Source organism: Roseibium sp. ROS1 (assembly GCF_054658215.1).
This window is the reverse complement of record NZ_BAAGIG010000001.1, coordinates 1,385,273-1,402,169: the sequence shown is the minus strand read 5'-3', so window position 1 is coordinate 1,402,169 and position 16,897 is coordinate 1,385,273. Positions and strand designations below refer to the sequence as shown.

General features: G+C 61.5%; 14 protein-coding genes. 7 read left to right on the top strand and 7 right to left on the bottom strand.

The genetic code is table 11. The features are described 5' to 3' along the window. The first annotated feature begins 68 nt into the window (after positions 1–68). The 6 genes from ACYQ6M_RS06350 (at position 69) to ACYQ6M_RS06325 (ending at position 6,965) form a co-directional block, all read left to right on the top strand. Complete coding sequence (locus ACYQ6M_RS06350) at positions 69–953, top strand: LysR family transcriptional regulator (RefSeq protein ID WP_031269215.1); 885 nt, start codon at positions 69–71, stop codon at positions 951–953. Positions 954–1,080: 127 nt separating this feature from the next. Next, positions 1,081–1,557: a formate dehydrogenase subunit gamma gene (locus ACYQ6M_RS06345; RefSeq protein WP_055656660.1), complete on the top strand. Its 477-nt coding sequence runs from the start codon at positions 1,081–1,083 to the stop codon at positions 1,555–1,557. Then, positions 1,554–3,071 carry a formate dehydrogenase beta subunit gene (locus tag ACYQ6M_RS06340; RefSeq protein ID WP_460072774.1) on the top strand — a complete coding sequence of 506 codons (1,518 nt, stop codon included), beginning with the start codon at positions 1,554–1,556 and terminating at the stop codon, positions 3,069–3,071. Before ACYQ6M_RS06345 ends, ACYQ6M_RS06340 begins: the two co-directional genes overlap by 4 nt. A gap of 32 nt (positions 3,072–3,103) precedes the next feature. Next, on the top strand, positions 3,104–5,947 hold the full coding sequence (gene fdhF / locus ACYQ6M_RS06335; protein WP_460073197.1) for a formate dehydrogenase subunit alpha: 2,844 nt from the start codon (positions 3,104–3,106) through the stop codon (positions 5,945–5,947). Between the two features lie 6 nt (positions 5,948–5,953). Further along, a complete protein-coding gene (gene fdhD, locus ACYQ6M_RS06330) occupies positions 5,954–6,772 on the top strand; it encodes a formate dehydrogenase accessory sulfurtransferase FdhD (protein ID WP_168684270.1) in 819 nt (272 codons plus the stop codon). Continuing rightward, positions 6,762–6,965, top strand: coding sequence for a formate dehydrogenase subunit delta (locus ACYQ6M_RS06325; protein ID WP_062488321.1), 204 nt, complete (start codon positions 6,762–6,764; stop codon positions 6,963–6,965). Before fdhD ends, ACYQ6M_RS06325 begins: the two co-directional genes overlap by 11 nt. A gap of 217 nt (positions 6,966–7,182) precedes the next feature. Here the strand turns inward: ACYQ6M_RS06325 and ACYQ6M_RS06320 are convergent, their stop codons facing one another. The 7 genes from ACYQ6M_RS06320 to qhpG form a co-directional block, all read right to left on the bottom strand. Next, on the bottom strand, positions 7,183–7,860 hold the full coding sequence (locus ACYQ6M_RS06320) for a S8/S53 family peptidase (RefSeq protein ID WP_460072771.1): 678 nt from the start codon (positions 7,858–7,860) through the stop codon (positions 7,183–7,185). Next, on the bottom strand, positions 7,857–9,599 hold the full coding sequence (locus tag ACYQ6M_RS06315) for an ABC transporter ATP-binding protein (RefSeq protein ID WP_460072769.1): 1,743 nt from the start codon (positions 9,597–9,599) through the stop codon (positions 7,857–7,859). Before ACYQ6M_RS06315 ends, ACYQ6M_RS06320 begins: the two co-directional genes overlap by 4 nt. Positions 9,600–9,773: 174 nt before the next feature. Next, positions 9,774–10,865, bottom strand: coding sequence for a quinohemoprotein amine dehydrogenase subunit beta (gene peaD, locus ACYQ6M_RS06310; RefSeq protein ID WP_460072767.1), 1,092 nt, complete (start codon positions 10,863–10,865; stop codon positions 9,774–9,776). A gap of 36 nt (positions 10,866–10,901) precedes the next feature. Beyond that, positions 10,902–11,234, bottom strand: a complete 333-nt coding sequence (gene qhpC / locus ACYQ6M_RS06305) for a quinohemoprotein amine dehydrogenase subunit gamma (protein WP_006932572.1) — start codon at positions 11,232–11,234, stop codon at positions 10,902–10,904. Next, positions 11,231–12,667 carry a quinohemoprotein amine dehydrogenase maturation protein gene (gene peaB, locus ACYQ6M_RS06300; protein WP_023000783.1) on the bottom strand — a complete coding sequence of 479 codons (1,437 nt, stop codon included), beginning with the start codon at positions 12,665–12,667 and terminating at the stop codon, positions 11,231–11,233. The genes qhpC and peaB overlap by 4 nt, the downstream gene beginning before the upstream one ends. Before the next feature lie 17 nt (positions 12,668–12,684). Further along, a complete protein-coding gene (gene peaA, locus ACYQ6M_RS06295) occupies positions 12,685–14,250 on the bottom strand; it encodes a quinohemoprotein amine dehydrogenase subunit alpha (protein ID WP_460072764.1) in 1,566 nt (521 codons plus the stop codon). Continuing rightward, entirely contained in the window at positions 14,247–15,593 is a 1,347-nt protein-coding gene (gene qhpG, locus ACYQ6M_RS06290; RefSeq protein WP_460072762.1) for a flavin-dependent monooxygenase QhpG, read from the bottom strand. The genes peaA and qhpG overlap by 4 nt, the downstream gene beginning before the upstream one ends. A gap of 242 nt (positions 15,594–15,835) precedes the next feature. On the opposite strand from qhpG, the gene qhpR reads away from it, so the two are divergent. Next, positions 15,836–16,861: an AraC-like transcriptional regulator QhpR gene (gene qhpR, locus ACYQ6M_RS06285; protein WP_055655172.1), complete on the top strand. Its 1,026-nt coding sequence runs from the start codon at positions 15,836–15,838 to the stop codon at positions 16,859–16,861. The last annotated feature ends 36 nt before the right edge of the window (positions 16,862–16,897 follow it).

The window sequence follows — 16,897 nt, the reverse complement described above, 5'->3', positions numbered from 1 at the left end:
TCAATTCTCCTGGTCAAATGTCATGAAGCATGGACCTACCCATTACTGACCGGTTCGGAGCCTTTGTGATGATCGAAAAACTGGAGATGTTTCTCGCCGTGGCCCGGGAAGAACATTTCGGCCGTGCGGCCGAAAGCCTCGGCATCGCCCAGCCGACACTCTCGACCGGCATCAAGCAGCTTGAGGATCAGCTTGGTGTTCAGCTGTTTTTCAGAGGCTCCCGGTTCGGCGGTCTGACACCGGAAGGCCAGCGTGCCCTGGTCTGGGCCCGACAGATCGTGGGGGACGCCCGACAGTTGCGCGAGGAGATGCGGTTCTCCCGCGACGGCCTGACGGGACAATTGCGCATAGCCGTCATCCCGACCGCCCTCACCTGGGCAGCCAAACTGACGACATGGTTCGGCAACAAGCACCCGAACGTGCGTTTCACCATCCTGTCGCGAAATTCGATGGAAATCCTGTCGATGCTGGAGAACCTCGATATCGATGCAGGCATTTCCTACCTCGACAACGAACCGACCGGCAGGGTCAGCACCGAACCGCTCTACAATGAAAGCTATATGCTGGTTTGCAATGAAGCTTCGTCCTTCGCGGGCAGAAAGTCGGTCAAATGGAAGGAGCTGGCCGAGGAACGGATCTGCCTTCTGACGCCCGACATGCAGAACCGGCGGATCATCAACCGTCATTTCGGTGAAGCCGGAATCATGCCGGAAGCCCGGATCGAGTCCAATTCCACGGTCGTGCTGGTGGCAAATGTGCTGGACGGCGGCTGGATAACCGTCCTGCCAGCGGATCTCGCAGAATTTCTGACAGCCGGAAAACCCTTGAAGACGATCCCTCTTGTCGGCGTTCACACCGGTCACACTGTCGGCCTCGTGGCCCCCTATCGCGAACCGCACACCCCGGTTTTGCGGGCTCTTCTGTCCGAAGCAAGGCGTATTTCCGAGGTCTGACCGGAAGTTAGCCGAAACGGTCAAATGATGTTCGATCATGATTTCCAATCGATCAACGGAAAATCATTATTGATATCAAATCAAACTTAATGGTGTGATGCGCCTCGAAATATACGGGAGGACGCGCATGCCGTATGCGACGGGAGAGCCCACGGCCGAACAGATCTCGGCCGTGATGGAAGATTTTATTACCTTGGAAGGTCCACTTCTGCCCATGCTGCACGGCTTGCAGGCGGAATTCGGCTATGTGCCCCAGGCAGCGGTCGAGCTGATTGCAGAGGCGCTCAATCTGTCCAAGGCGGAAGTTCACGGCGTCATCTCCTTCTACCATGATTTCCGCAAGGCCCCCGCCGGGCGCCACGTCGTCAAGATCTGCCGGGCAGAGGCCTGCCAGGCCGTCGGCGGCGAAGCCCTTGGCGAGGCGGTTCTGGCCAAACTCGGCCTGGACTGGCACGGCACAACCCGCAACGGTGCCGTCACTCTCGAACCTGTCTACTGTCTCGGCCTGTGTGCCTGCGCCCCTGCCGCGATGGTCGACGGCAAGGTCATCGGCCGTGTCACCGAAGATCGCATGACGCGTATCCTCCAGGAGGCCGGTGCATGAAGATCTTCGTTCCCCTCGACAGCGCTGCCAAGGCACTGGGTGCAGATGAAGTTGCCGCAGCAATTCAAATCGAAGCCGGCAACCGTGGTCTCGATGTCACCGTGGTGCGCAATGGCAGCCGTGGCATGGTCTGGCTTGAACCGCTTGTCGAAATTGAAACCGACGGCACCCGCAAGGCTTTTGGCGCCGTCACAGCCGAAGACGTTCCTTCTCTTCTGGATGGCACGCTGGAAAGTCTCGGCACGGTGGAAGACATCCCCTTTTTCGCCCGCCAGACCCGGCTGACCTTTGCCCGTTGCGGACTGATCGATCCGCTCAGCCTCGCCGAATACGAAGCCCATGGCGGACTTGTCGGCCTGAAACGCGCTCTTGCTCTCGGCGGAGAAGAGATCGTTACGGAAGTCACCAACTCCGGCCTGCGCGGCCGTGGTGGCGCAGGGTTTCCCACGGGCATCAAGTGGGACACGGTCCGCAAGGCAGTTTCGGCGCGCAAATACATTGTCTGCAATGCGGACGAAGGTGACAGCGGTACCTTTGCCGACCGCATGCTCATGGAAGGCGATCCCTTCACGCTGATCGAAGGCATGATCATCGCCGGCCTCGCCACAGGGGCTACAAAGGGCTTCGTCTATATTCGCTCCGAGTATCCGGACGCCATCGCAGTCATGGAAGCCGCTGTCAGGATCGGTCTCAAGGCTGGCCTGCTCGGCACGAACGTTCTCGGGTCCGGCAAGGCTTTCGACCTGGAAATACGCACTGGTGCAGGCGCATACGTGTGCGGTGAGGAAACGTCCCTCCTCAACAGCCTGGAAGGCAAGCGCGGCATCGTGCGGGCCAAGCCGCCGCTGCCGGCGCTTGAAGGCCTCTTCGGCAAGCCGACCGTCGTCAACAACGTGCTCTCGCTGGCAACTGTTCCGGTCATTATGGAAAAAGGCGCGGAGTTCTATGCCGGGTTCGGCCTCGGCCGCTCCAAGGGCACCATGCCGATCCAGATCGCAGGCAATGTCCGCTACGGCGGTCTTTTCGAGACCGCTTTCGGCATGCCTCTGGGTGAGCTGATCAACGATATTGCCGGTGGCACCGCCAGTGGCCGGCCGGTCAAGGCTGTCCAGGTTGGCGGCCCCCTCGGGGCATATATGCCCGTCTCCAAGTTCAACACGCCGTTCGGTTATGAAGAATTCGACGGCCAGGGTGGCCTCATCGGACATGCCGGCATTGTCGTCTTCGATGACAGGGCGGACATGCTGAAGATGGCCCGCTTCGCCATGGAATTCTGCGCTGTGGAAAGTTGTGGCAAATGCACACCGTGCCGGATCGGCGCCGTGCGCGGTGTCGAGACAATCGACCGGATCGATGCTGGCGATGCAGGGGCTGTCCACCTCCTGACGGATCTCTGCGACACGATGAAAGACGGCTCGCTTTGTGCCCTTGGTGGGTTCACGCCCTATCCGGTCATGAGCGCCCTTATCCACTTCCCTGAAGATTTTGCCCGCCAGAAGGAGGCCGCCGAATGACGGATCTCGCCAACATCCATGACGATCGCGACATGGGCACTCCGGCAAAGGAAGGCGCTCCGGTCACACTGACCATCGATGGCTTCGAGGTCACGGTGCCGGAAGGCACCTCGGTGATGCGCGCGGCCTCTGAAATCGGTCTTCAGGTTCCCAAGCTTTGCGCCACGGACAGCATTGACGCCTTCGGTTCCTGCCGCCTCTGCGTGGTCGAAATCGAGGGCCGGCGCGGCACACCTGCCTCCTGCACCACACCGGTTGCGCCGGGCATGGTCGTTCACACCCAGTCCTCCAGGATCAAGCAGATCCGCAAGGGCGTGATGGAACTCTACATCTCCGACCATCCGCTGGACTGCCTGACTTGCGCTGCCAATGGCGATTGCGAGCTGCAGGACATGGCCGGCATGGTCGGCCTGCGTGATGTCCGTTACGAGCCGGGCCGCAACCACTTCGAACAGCGTACCTCTGTTGGGCCGAACCCGGAGTATATCCCGAAGGATGTGTCCAACCCCTATTTCGCTTATGACCCGGCCAAATGCATCGTCTGCTCGCGTTGTGTGCGGGCCTGCGAAGAGGTTCAGGGCACCTTTGCCCTGACCATCGAGGGCCGTGGTTTTGAAAGCCGTGTTTCGCCGGGGGCAGCGTTCGACGATTTCCTGTCTTCCGACTGCGTGTCCTGTGGCGCCTGCGTGCAGGCCTGCCCAACCGGCACGCTTCAGGAAAAATCCGTCATCGAACTGGGAACACCGGAACGTTCCGTCGTCACCACCTGCGCCTATTGCGGCGTCGGCTGTTCGTTCAAGGCTGAACTCAACGGCGACGAACTGGTGCGCATGGTGCCTTACAAGCACGGCAAGGCCAATCGCGGCCATTCCTGCGTCAAGGGTCGCTTCGCCTATGGCTATGCGACCCACAAGGACCGGATCCTCAACCCGATGATCCGCGACAGCATCGATCAACCCTGGCAGGAAGTTTCCTGGGACGAGGCCCTCAGCTTCGCCGCCAACCGCCTGCGCGGCCTGCAGGAAAAGCACGGCCGCAAGTCCATCGGTGTGATCACCTCCAGCCGCTGCACCAACGAGGAAACCTTCCTGGTGCAGAAGCTGACCCGGGCGGTCTTCGGCAACAACAACACCGACACCTGTGCCCGTGTCTGCCACTCGCCGACCGGCTACGGCCTTGGCCAGACCTTTGGGACCTCTGCAGGGACTCAGGATTTCGATTCCGTCGAACATACCGACGTCGTCATCGTGATTGGCGCCAACCCGACCGACGGTCACCCGGTCTTTGCCTCCCGCCTGAAGAAGCGTCTGCGCGCCGGTGCCAAGCTGATCGTTATCGACCCGCGCCGCATCAACCTGGTGAAATCAGCTCACATCGAGGCGTCCCACCATCTGCAGCTGCGTCCCGGCACAAACGTTGCCGTTGTAACCGCCCTCGCCCATGTCATCGTTACCGAAGGTCTTTTCGACGAAGACTATATTCGCGAGCGTTGCGACTGGGACGAGTTCCTGACCTATGCCGACTTCGTCCGCGATCCGCGCCACAGCCCGGAAACCAGCGAAGGCCTGACCGGCGTTCCGGCGGAAGAGCTGCGCAAGGCGGCCCGCCTGTTCGCGACCGGCGGCAATGGCGCGATCTACTACGGCCTCGGCGTGACGGAACACAGCCAGGGCTCGACCACGGTCATGGGCATCGCCAACCTAGCAATGCTCACCGGTAATGTCGGGCGAAAGGGTGTTGGCGTGAACCCGCTGCGCGGCCAGAACAACGTCCAGGGCTCCTGCGACATGGGCTCCTTCCCGCATGAACTTCCGGGCTACCGCCATGTGAAGAACGAGGACGTCCGCGCGATCTTCCAGGACATCTGGGGCGTTGAGATCGATGCCGAGCCGGGCTTGCGCATCCCCAACATGCTGGATGCCGCTGTCGATGGCAGCTTCAAGGGGCTCTATTGCCAGGGCGAGGACATTCTCCAGTCGGACCCCGACACCAAGCATGTGGCGGCCGGCCTTGCAGCCATGGAATGCGTCATTGTTCACGACCTCTTCCTGAACGAGACCGCCAACTACGCCCATGTCTTCCTGCCCGGTTCCACGTTCCTGGAAAAGGACGGCACCTTTACAAACGCCGAACGCCGCATCAACCGCGTGCGCAAGGTGATGGCGCCGCGCAACGGCTATTCCGACTGGGAGATCACCCAGATGCTCGCCAACGCCATGGGTGCCGGATGGACCTATAGCCATCCGTCCGAAATCATGGCTGAAATCGCTGCAACCACGCCCTCCTTCGCCGGTGTGACCTACGATCTGCTGGAGGAAAAAGGGTCGGTGCAATGGCCCTGCAACGAAGCCTCGCCGGATGGCACGCCGCTCATGCATGTCGATGGTTTCGTGCGTGGCAAGGGCCGGTTCATTGTCACCGAATATGTGGCGACGGACGAGAAATCCGGGCCACGCTTCCCGCTGCTTCTGACCACCGGCCGTATCCTGTCTCAGTACAATGTCGGTGCCCAGACCCGGCGAACCGACAACGTTATCTGGCACGATCAGGATCTTCTGGAAATCCACCCGCATGACGCGGAAAACCGCGGACTGAAGGAAGGCGACTGGGTGAAGCTGGCATCGCGTTCCGGAGAAACCACCTTGCGGGCCCATCTCACCGACAGGGTCAGCCCCGGCGTCGTCTACACCACCTTCCACCATCCGGACACCCAGGCGAATGTCATCACGACCGACTTCTCCGACTGGGCCACAAATTGTCCGGAATACAAGGTGACGGCGGTTCAGGTCAGCCTGTCCAACGGACCGACCAACTGGCAGGAAGACTATGCCGCCCAGGCAGCTATGTCCCGGCGGATCCTGCCGGCTGCGGAGTAACTGGTGATGGATCGCCCGCTCTCCCGCTCCATGCCCGGCCGTGCCGTCCACGCGGACGGCCAGGTGGCGGTCGCGAGAAGCCTGCCGGAGGAAAGCCCTGTTGCGCTCGTCTTCGATGGCACCACGCAGGCGGTGATGATGGCAACGCCTGGCGATATTGCCGACTTCGCCGTCGGTTTTGCCCTGAGCGAAGGCATCATCAGCTCGATCACCGAAATCGAAGCCTTCGAGGAGGTCTCTCATGACCGCGGCATAGAAGCTCGTCTTTGGTTACGCGCAGACCGCTCGAAACGGCTTCTTGCCCGCCGCCGTGCCATGGCCGGTCCGGTTGGTTGCGGCTTGTGTGGCATCGAAAGTCTGGATCAGGCCCTGCGACCTTTGCCGACGGTCGACGCAACAACAGTCCTGTCCCGCCTGGATGTGGCCAGAGCGACCGATGCGCTCAGCCGGCTGCAGCCGCTTCGGGACCAGACGCGCGCCACCCACGCCGCCGGTTTCCTCCAACCGGGCAAGGGCGTGGTCGTGGCGCGCGAGGACGTTGGCCGCCACAATGCGCTCGACAAGCTGATCGGCGCCCTTGCCCAAGCCGGGACCGACCCCGCAACCGGCGCTTTCGTCCTCACCAGCAGGCTGTCGGTGGAACTGGTGCAGAAATGCGCCTTCGCCGGTTGCCCGGCCCTGATTGCCGCCTCGGCCCCGACGTCGACCGCACTCCGCCTCGCCGACGAGGCCGGCATAACGGTCGCCGCATTTTCAAGGGACGGCGGGTTTGATCTTTACGCGCATCCAGAGCGTGTCTTATCCGGAGTTGCAGATGTCGCCTGAAAAGATGGTCTATATGGCCAACCAGATCGCCACCTTCTTCAAGACCCAGCCAGGCGTTGACCAGGCGGAGAAGGTCGCGAACCATCTGAAGGACTTCTGGGAGCCGCGCATGCGCGACCAGTTGAGAGCCCATGTGGAAGCCGGCGGTGCCGGTCTCGACGCGGTCGTCCTGGAAAGCGTGCGAAGGCTCTGACGGGTGGGTTTCCCTCTTCAATGCCACGATACTTAAATTTGGAAATTCTGCCGCTGCGAATATGCGGCCCATCCTCCTAGACGGACCTGACGGTCCTCCTCAGGATGAGGTCGAAAGGGAGATTTCGGCCTCGCAACAAATACAACCTCATCCTGAGGAAGCGCGAAGCGCTGTCTCGAAGGATGGGCCACAAACTCCGTCCTCTTTTCAAATAAGACTACCCGCCGGCAGATACCCCGGCCGCTCCGCTGCCCGCAAGCGCCTTATCCCCGCGCCGTTCCCGCCCCCGGTAACGGACAAAGGTCTCCAACCCGACCAGGGCATTCCTTTCAGACCCCTGAACCGATCTCGCCAGCAGTCCGGCGAGATGCGCTGCCGCCGCGCTGGCGCCGCGAATATCCTCGCGCCCGGCAGCCATTGAACAGGCACCGAAGGTGGCCTGCGGCAAATCCAACTTTGACAGCTCCGCCGGGCCACAGCGGGCATCGCCCTGAACGGACAGAACGCCGTCATATGCAGCCGGGTAGGCCTGCCCGCCACGGGCGGGTGCCGAGGCAACCATCAGGCACCCGGCGCGCTGCAGCCTTGCCACGGCAACGGACAGTTCAACGGAAGATCGCGCCATGCCGAAGGCACACAGGACAATGTCGGGTGGATCTTCAGCCAGCCAGCTCAAGCCAGCGCAGATGGCGTCAAGCGTGGTCGAGAGCTGCCCCGGAAACACAACGGCGTTGAAAAGCAAAACATCTGCCGCATGAGTGCACACGGTCTGCGCCATCGCCTCCGCATGCCCTGAGGCAAGTTCAGCGGCATCCGGCCTGCAGAACCATTCCTGTCCCACCAGGCCCGGCCAGTCACCCGGCAAAGCGCCGTCTATCAGCCCGACCCTGATCAAACTCCGACCTCTCTTGCTTGCAGCACCAGCTCACTGTCAAAGGTCCCATACCGTTCCGCATCCCCATGCGTGACGACAAGGCGGGTACGATCACCAAATCGGGTGTCAATCCGGGTCATGATCCGTGACACCCGGTCCGCATCAACCTCCGAAAGGCTTTCATCCAGGATCAGCACCTGGAACGGCTGCAACAGGGCGCGGGCAAGGCACAGCCGCTGACGTTCTCCGCCGGAAAGGTCAAGCCCTCCCTCGCCAAGAGCCGTTTCAAGTCCCTTGCCAGAAAACCGGTCCTCCAGCTCCACGAATTGCAGAACGGCATGCATGTCTTCCTCGGCTGCCTCAGAAGACCCGAGACAGAGATTGTCCGCCACCGTTCCGGAAAAGACATGCCCCTTTTGCGGCACGAGGGCGACAACCGTGCGGAGATCTTGAAGAGAGAGATGACGTAAGTCCGTACCATCCAGAAGGATCGTTCCGGCCTTCGGGTCGTCATGGCGTTGAAGAAGCGACAGAAGCGACGTCTTGCCGATGCCGGATGGACCGCTCAGCCGGAGTTTCTGTCCTTTTGGGACGATGAGGCTAACATTCTCAAAAAGCGGCACGCCGCCATCCGGTGCATAGGCAACACCTGCCAGCACCAATTCACCACCACCGGCAGTCAGTGGCACAGGTGAAACCGGGTCCTGGACATCCGGTACGGCACTCATGATCCGGTCGAGCCGGTCGAGCGCCGCTTTCATGCGCGCCTGTCCGTGCCAGAGGGAAATGAGCGACTGCATCGGCCCGATCAGGAAGGCGAGATAGGCGGTGAAGGCGATCAGGGACCCGAGCGGCATGGTGCCGTCGATCACCGCGAGCCCGCCAACCAGAAAAACCGCACCACGCAGGAGCGCCGTCAGCACCATCGGCACTGCCCGTGTCACCTCGTTCCACATCTGCGCAGACATCAATGCTGCGACAAGGCCCTGTTGCCGTGTTGCGATCCGTTTTGCCGCAGCTCCGGTCGCATTCAGCGCCCGCAGTGCGGAAAGCCCGGTAATCGTCTCCGCAAGCCCGGATGCGAGCACACCGCGCGCTTGCCGTACCTCAGTTGCCTTCGCCTGGGTGACGGGTCGGGCGCGCGCGAAAAACAACAGTTCGACCGGTGCCAGTGCCAGTGCAAGAAGAGCCAGCTTGGGCGCCAGCACAAACAACATGACCAGGCCGCCCACCAGTCTCAGAAGGCTGCCACCGCCGTTCACCAGCACGGCAAACGTGAATTGCTGTACTTCCCCGGCATCGCCATCAAGGCGGCTCATGAGTTCGCCGATGGATTGTTTGGCCTGCCAGCGGGGCGACTGGGCCAGGATCCTGTCGACGGCCGAACGGCGCAGGTCCTTCAGCAGCCTTGCCGAAAACCTCAGGTGCAGCAAGGAATTCAGTGCGCCCAGCGCCAGTGCCGCCAAGCCAACCCCAAAAAGGATGGCCACAAAAACCACAAGTGCGTGCTTGTCGCCGGCCATCAGGCCCCGATCGATGACAAGCTTGGTCAGGTAAGGCGGCACAAGCGCCGCACCTGCCGCCACAAGGGACAACAGGAACAGCATTGCCAGCGGCCAGCGGTATGGCGCGACCAGCGGCACCAGCCACGCCGCCTCACGGGTACCGAAGACCCGGTTGAACAACCCACGCAGCAGCGAAGGCCGGGTCGACATGGTCCCGGCCCGGTCTGCTCCTCTCAAGGAAACTGCCTGTTTCATCCGTGTTCCTTGTTTGCAACCTCCCCATTGTCATCCCCGCGAAATCGGGTACCCCGTAATCGCTGACAATGAGACAGGAGTGCTTCAGTCGCCACCGGGAATACCGGGTCCCGATTTGCCGCTGATGCGGCAAATCGGGACGACAACCGAGGGTCTGGCAGGTTCGGTTCTCTCCTAGCTTCCGGTGCTGATCACCTGCATCGTACCGGCAGCCATGTCGCCGCCCGAAGGCAGGAGGATTTCGCCGATACGTTCCAGGGTTTCCGCATCGTAGACGCCAATGTCGTCATTGGTGCCGCCGACATAGATCTCCTTGCCGTCGGACGAGATGTTCACACAGTAATAGGTGTGTGGCAGGTCGACCCGCTTGATCAGCTCTTTCTTCTCGACATCATGCTTGGAAAGCTGGGTGTAGACACCGTAAAGCTTGCTCTTGTCGTTGGGGTCACGCACGGCGGAGAACATGATCACTTCCAGGCTGGCGAAATCCTGGATATCGCTTTCCCCAGTCGTCAGATCGACCGACTGGTACCCCCAGACGAAATCGGCAATCTCGCTCATCGACTCGTCGGTGAACTTGGCGGCCGAATAAAGCAGCATGAACTCGTCTGCCTGTGTACCGATAGGCCAGAAGGCAAGGACGTCCGGCGGAGAATAGGTCGGCCGGTCCCAGGTGGCATTCTTGATCTTGATGGAGATTTCGCCGGTCTTCGGGTCAATCGCATAGATCTCGTGCCCGGCGGCATAGAGCATGCCATCACGCCCGGTTGCCATCACCGTCATGCGGCGCGGGCTCGGGAACGTGCGGGCCGGTTTGGCGTCAAGACCGGCTGCTGTCTCATAGACCGCGATTTCCGGTTCAAGAACCTCGTATCGGTCGGCAAGCAGCCGAACCGGATTGCGCACCGTGTAGACCTCCTTGCCATCCTTGGAGACGGCCAGCGAGGCGATCGACTTGCGCCGGATGTCGCTTTCTGACTGATGCGCGGAAAACACCGTCTCACAGGTGGAAAGGTCAATACCGAAAACATCCTCCCAGCGATTGCCGAGGATATAGGCGATCTTGTTGTCCGGCGAGACAACGATGACACCGGGGATCAGGTTGAAGTCGAGCTTGCAGTCGGTCTCTATCGTCCTTGCCTTGGCGTCGATTACATAAAGCCGGTCAGGCTTTGCGGCCGTGACAATCAGATCCTTGGCGAGGGCCGGCAGAGCGGTAAGGCTCAAGACCAGGGCTGCGCTTGCCGCAGCAATAAGGTTTCGCATCGGGTTTCTCCGAATATCTTGAAGGGCGTCTGCCGGTCAGGTTTCGCTGTCGGACGGGAAAACCGTTCCGAGCGAGCGCCAGTCCTTTCCGGCATTGTCGGCATCGGCGTTCCAGTCCCGATAGGAATTGATCGTGTCCGGCACCTGGGCCGGCCACCAGCAAGGGTCCGAGCAGCCGTAAAGATCGGCCTCCATCGGTTGGCACAGGGCGGCGACACCGCCGAACGGGTCGACTTCCCAGCCGGGATCGAGGGTCGATGTGCAGCCAACCACAACGGTCTGCATGGCCCGCACTTCGTCCATCTTGTCGGTTTCGACCGCAGTGACGACGCGGTCGGCTTTCTGGTTCAGGGGTTTCAAGTGTCTCATTTGCCGAATGCCCTCCGAGGCATGATGTGATCCGAAAAGAATGCCGGAGCGCCGGCGATCAACTCGCCATAGACGCCGATGCCGAAATCCACCCAGTCGCGCATGAGGTCGCAATAGTGGTAGGTCGGCTTCATCGGATCGGAGAAATGGGCGTAACTCTCGTGGTAACAGCCACCCGCGCAGATGTTGCGGATGCGGCAGGTGGAGCAGCCCTTGTCGGTGCGATCCGCCCGGTCCTCGATGAAACGGGCGAGCTTCTGCTTTTCGATACCGCCGTCGACCGTGCCATAGGTCTCCATGTCGGACCCGGTGAACCGATGGCAGAGATTGAGACCGCCCTCGTGATCAACCGCCAGCATGCCGAGCCCTGCGCCGCAAGGCAGTGCCTTTGACCGGCCTTCGTAAAGGTCGTTCATGAGCTGGTGCATGTTGGAAAAGCCGATGTTGCGGCCAAGAAGGGCTTCATCCCGGTAGTGCCGACCGAGCCGTTTCATCTCGTCGAACACTGTCTGAAGCTCGTCGCCGGTCAGGTTGAACGGCGCGATGGGACCGGAGGTCACCGGCGAGAAGCCGACTTCATGAAAGCCGATTTCGTTTTTCAGGTGATCCCAGATCTCGTAGACGGCAGTCACGCCATGGGTCAGCGTCACTCGCCCGCCGACCGGGCGGGAGGTGTAGCGTTCCAGCAGCATCCTGGTCTTGGAGGCAACGACGTTGTAGGTGCCCTTGCCACCGACTGTCTTGCGGTTCTTGTCGTGAAGCGCCTTCGGCCCGTCCATCGAAACGGTCAGACCAAACCGGTGGGCATTGAGCCAGTCGACGATCTCCTCGGTCAGAAGCGTCGCGTTGGTCGTCAGGGTAAAGTCGACACGCTTGCCGAGATTGCCGAAGCGGTCTTCCGCATAGGCAACGACTTCCTTGATCAAGGCCAGGTTGCTGAGAGGTTCGCCGCCGAAGAAGACAACATTGTAGCTGTCCCGGTCGGGGCTTTCCGCCAGCAATAGCTCGATCGAGCGCTTCGCCGTTTCGAACGCCATGCGCCGGCCCTTGGACGGCGTATCCAGATCTTCCTTGTAGCAATAGGTGCAGGAAAGATTGCAGCCCGTGTTGACGTTGAGAACGATCGTCGTCAGCGGGAAGTTCTGGATATGGATAGGCGGCCGTTCCGCCCGGGGCGGGCGGCCGTCGGTGATGATGTCGAGATCGAGAAACGAACGGATTCGCTCTGTCACCTCGAGCGGATCGACCCGGCCGCTGAACCGTTCCCGGACATCGGCTTCGGAAACCCTGGTCCGGTCTCTGAAGAGGTCGATCACGTCATTGTCGAGCCGGTCGATCTCGAACAGAGATGTCGTCGGCACGTGGAAGAGCAGATGGCGTCCGTCCACTTCGACCCGGTGCGCATTCTGCGGCTGAAAAAAGAGATATCCCATGATTACAAACTCCTGTTTCAGCGGATCGGGGGATCGTTCCAGCGCTGCACCGTGACGATGAGCTGACCTTCACCGGTCGCCTCGCCGCTGGTTGCCAGCACCTTCAGATTGCCCGCATTGTTGGTGGAGAACGGACGCTCGGTATTCGGACCTGCAACGCCAGGCATGAAGATGCCGAGCGTTTCATCCATCACGCCTGCATATTCCGTATCTTTCAGGTGCTCGGCCTCTTCGTTGAAGGGCGCAACCGACCAGGATGCCGGCACGGAGCCGATGCGGATATCGTCCTCGGTCCCCGGCTGACCGTCCGGACCATTCCAGTAACCGACCGCATCGAAGCGGGCGGGAACCTTGCCGGCAGACCCGCCACCGCCGCCGACACGGGCAACGGCAAAGGCTGGCTCCACCTTGAGGCTGTCGACATGGCTATAGACCGCCAGCGTCTCATCCGTGGTGGTCTCTCCGGACGCAACCGTGATCAGGCCATCGGTATCCGCCGCGGGAGAGACTTCAATTGCGGATCCATAGGCGTTGGTCGCGCCGCCGGTGGCTTCAAGCGCACCGCTGAGGGCAACATCGCCAAGCCCTGTGCCGACGATCTGGACCGTAGCGCTGCTACCGGCCGGAACCGTGGACGGAACGACGCCGACGATCGCAGGAGCACCGCCAGCCCTGGCCGCCTTGAACGCGCCACCGAGGCTGTCTTCGGCATGCAGGAACTGGCGGCCGCTCAGGCTGCTGCCGTCTTCGGAGATCGCCAGGATCTGCCGGTACTTCGTTCCGCCAATGTCCAGGTTGGCGCGCCATTCATAGCCGGTATAGACGTTCAGCTTGCCCTCAAGGGTCAGCTCCTCGCCGCCGACGGTCATCAGCGTACCGGAAACCGTATAGGGCTGGCTGTCACCGGAAACCTCAAGCGTGCCGTAGGCCTCGCCCTTCTCCGGCAGGCTGGTTGCGAACACCCAGCTTCCAGCGGCCTCCGGCTTCTGTGCCTCCAGCCACGTGTTCCAGGCGTCGGACTCGAGCGGATAGCGCTCGGCCAATAGCGGCACCACTTCCTCGCGGGCCAGTTTCAGCCATTCACGATCACGCCCGAGCGCCTGATATTCCAGAGTTGGCCATTGACCGACATGGAAATCGATATGGAGCGCCCATTCCTCCTGGGTGCGCCGCTGAAGCTTGAAACGAGCGGCTGAATGGCAACGGGAGCACATTTCGCCGAGCGGAGCCTCGACCTCTTCCATATGCGCAGGTTCACGTTCCAGAACGTAACGCAGCCCTTCAGTCTCGCTGGGGGCAAGACCTTGCGTGTCCGATAGGTAGTGTACCAGCTCGCTCTGCACGGCAGGCTCTATTTCCATGCCATGGAAGAGCCGCATGCGCACGATGGTCATCAACCAGCCTTCGGGCGTCTTTCGCTGACCGCTGATGCGGCTGAGCGCACCGTTGTCGTCGGCCATGTGACAGCCGCTGCAATTTTCTTCCAGAAGCGTGGCACCGTCCTGCGCCCCCGCCGGAAGAGGCATCAGAAGCATGAGCCCGGCAAGGCCGGCCAGATGCCCCTTTCGCATTCGTTTGATCATGCTGTTTCCCTCGTTTTGGTCTGCTGTTGTTTTGTGCGGCTCAGCGAGCCATGCAGAAGTCCGCGGCTCTTTAGCCAGCCGAAGGCGGCCTTGAGCGCGGGAGACGGTGCGCCTGGCGGTGGCTGCGCCAAGGCGGAAGACGGAAAGAAAGGCTTCAGGTCGCCCACTGGAATGCCCGCGACATAAGCAACGCCGCCGGGATCCTGCGGCGTCACCAGCACTTCGCGCTCGACCAGGCGGTTACTTTCGACGACAACGCGCTTGTGCAGGCTGGTTTCGAACACGGTTGGATGGGACGGTTCGTCATCCGGCCATGAGACCCGTTCCGCCCAGAAAGGATTGCCGGAAAGGCCTGTTTCCAACCGGTAGAAATCGCGCCCTGTTCGCGCCTGACGCCAGAAGGTTTCCACGACGCGGTCCCGGTAGAACCGGGTGGCAAGATGGCTTCCTTTCTCCACGTTCTCGAGAACGGTCAACACGCTCGGCACCGCAGAAAGCGCGGACGACAGGGCCCAGAACAGGCCGTGACCGGACAAGGGATCGATAGCAACTGCGGCATCGCCAACAGGGATGACCGGCAGCTTCAACCGTGGAGCTGCCAGAACAAGACCGGCCGAGCGGGCAATCAATGGATCCTGGAAGACGAGGTCAGAGAAGCGGCCAGCAAGTTGGTCCTGGGAAAGGAAACGGGCCATTCGGTCCCGCAAGGCTGCTTGTCCGGCTCCAGCGAGATCATCCGCGCCAACGGAAATCTGCAGCCAGCGGCCAAAACCCGGATCTTCCGCCACCCAGAGCCAGCCTTCAGGGGTGGCCTCCACATGGGTACCGGCGGCACCTGCAGCTTGCGTGGCCAGTCCTGCAATTGCCAGGGTTTGCGGTCCCTTGAGGCGCTGGGCGGTAGAAGTCTGCCGTCCGCGTGCGTCGATCAACAGGCGTGCGCGAACCTCCTCACCAGTCGTAAGCTTCAACACGACGCCCTGCTGTTCGTCGGATTTCAGGATCCGGCCTAGGCGCGCCTGCCGAGTCTGTGCGCCTGCCTCAATGGCTGCACGCCTCAAGGCCTCGTCGAAGACATGGCGTCGAACCAGCCGCTCGCCATTGGCCGTTCCGGTGAGGCCAGCCCATGTCACGTGTCGGGGTAAGGGGTCGCTGGCAGCACCCAGCGCGTTGCCAAGTCCCTTGGCAATAAGAAGCTGCGCCACCCGCTCACCGAGGCCTTCCAGCCTGGGCCGGCGGGTTGCCGGGTCGATCAGGAGCACGCTGAGCCCGGCACAGGCCAGCTCACGCGCTGTGAATGCACCGGCGGGTCCACCGCCGGCCACTGCCACATCGATGCAGGTCACCAAATCTGTTCCCTCGTCCGGACGCCCAAGTTTTCAAGGTGCTGAACCGGATCTCTCTGTACCTGCCATTAGAGAGAGGGCTTTTTCGTACTTCTCGACAATTTCGGCCAATCTTTGCCGGCCTATTGAAATCCCGAACTGGTCAATTGCAACAACTCCGGAACTCTGCTGTAGTTGAAGCTTCCACTTGCCGTTTACTGCGGCAGGTGGGCCAAGCGGGACTTTCGGGAGAGGCGGGGGTCATGCCAACAGGTGCCACGATCATCGCAGGCGCCTTGAGCGGTCTGCAGTCAATGCTGATCGACAAGGGGCTGGAGCCGGCAGCTCTGGGACGCCAGAGCGGCGTGCCTGTCGACGCCTGGCATGACGCACACTTCGAAATCCCGCTTTATGCGTTTGTCGAGATCTACGAGCACGGCGCCGCCATGCTTGGCCAACCCGGCATCGGCTGGCAATCTGGCCCCAGGCTCAACCTTCACGACCTCGGCGAACTGGGCGAAGCCCTTCTGACTGCGTCCACCGTCGGTTCTGCGTTGCGAACGTTCGAACGCTTCATCAAATTCATCCAGAGCGAGACGGATCTGCAGCTGACCGTCGAAGACGGCGTTGCCACGCTCACCTATCGTATCCTCAATCCGGATATCTGGCCGCGCAGGCAGGATGCGGAATTCACGCTTTCCGTCCTGACAGAGCTCATCCGGCGTGGTGCCGGACCCAACTGGCAACCGGACCTCATCTGCTTCGAACACACGGCGGCGCGCCCGCTGTCGATCTGGGCGGAAACCGCGGGCAGCTTCTGCCTGTTCGACTGTGAAACGAACGCGCTCAGTTTTCCAGAAAAGGTCCTGTCCGCCTCAATGCCACGCGACAGTGGCGGTGGTCATCGCAACGCCCTTGCCAGCTTGAGCGAGGCACTTGCCAACAAGGCCCGCACCAAGTCTTTGACCGCACGCACACGCACAGCCATCTACGAAGGGCTCGGCGCCGGGACGTCCGACCAGGAAGCCGTTGCCCGGCGCCTCGGCCTGTCGCGCCGCAGTCTGCACAGACATCTGGGTGAGGAAGGCTTGCGCTTCTCCACGCTTCTGGACGACTGCCGCTACCGCATAGCCCGCCATGCCCTTGTCGACACCAGCCATTCCCTGGCGCAGATCGCTTTCGAACTGGACTATTCCGACCAGACCGCTTTCGAGCGGGCGTTCAAGCGCAAGACCGGCATGACTCCGAAGCAGTATCGGCAAAGCTACGGCCGAACGCCTGCGCGCTAGCTGACGCCTGAAAGACAGACCTACGAAACGTATCTC

Bases quoted from the DNA above. Each gene is read 5' to 3' on its own strand.
- peaB (WP_023000783.1), bottom strand. From the start codon at position 12,667: ATGGGATATCTCTTTTTTCAGCCGCAGAATGCGCACCGGGTCGAAGTG.
- peaD (WP_460072767.1), bottom strand. From the start codon at position 10,865: ATGCGAAACCTTATTGCTGCGGCAAGCGCAGCCCTGGTCTTGAGCCTT.
- ACYQ6M_RS06325 (WP_062488321.1), top strand. From the start codon at position 6,762: ATGTCGCCTGAAAAGATGGTCTATATGGCCAACCAGATCGCCACCTTC.
- ACYQ6M_RS06315 (WP_460072769.1), bottom strand. From the start codon at position 9,599: ATGAAACAGGCAGTTTCCTTGAGAGGAGCAGACCGGGCCGGGACCATG.
- fdhF (WP_460073197.1), top strand. From the start codon at position 3,104: ATGGGCACTCCGGCAAAGGAAGGCGCTCCGGTCACACTGACCATCGAT.
- ACYQ6M_RS06340 (WP_460072774.1), top strand. From the start codon at position 1,554: ATGAAGATCTTCGTTCCCCTCGACAGCGCTGCCAAGGCACTGGGTGCA.
- fdhD (WP_168684270.1), top strand. From the start codon at position 5,954: ATGGATCGCCCGCTCTCCCGCTCCATGCCCGGCCGTGCCGTCCACGCG.
- ACYQ6M_RS06345 (WP_055656660.1), top strand. From the start codon at position 1,081: ATGCCGTATGCGACGGGAGAGCCCACGGCCGAACAGATCTCGGCCGTG.
- qhpC (WP_006932572.1), bottom strand. From the start codon at position 11,234: ATGAGACACTTGAAACCCCTGAACCAGAAAGCCGACCGCGTCGTCACT.
- qhpR (WP_055655172.1), top strand. From the start codon at position 15,836: ATGCCAACAGGTGCCACGATCATCGCAGGCGCCTTGAGCGGTCTGCAG.
- peaA (WP_460072764.1), bottom strand. From the start codon at position 14,250: ATGATCAAACGAATGCGAAAGGGGCATCTGGCCGGCCTTGCCGGGCTC.
- ACYQ6M_RS06350 (WP_031269215.1), top strand. From the start codon at position 69: ATGATCGAAAAACTGGAGATGTTTCTCGCCGTGGCCCGGGAAGAACAT.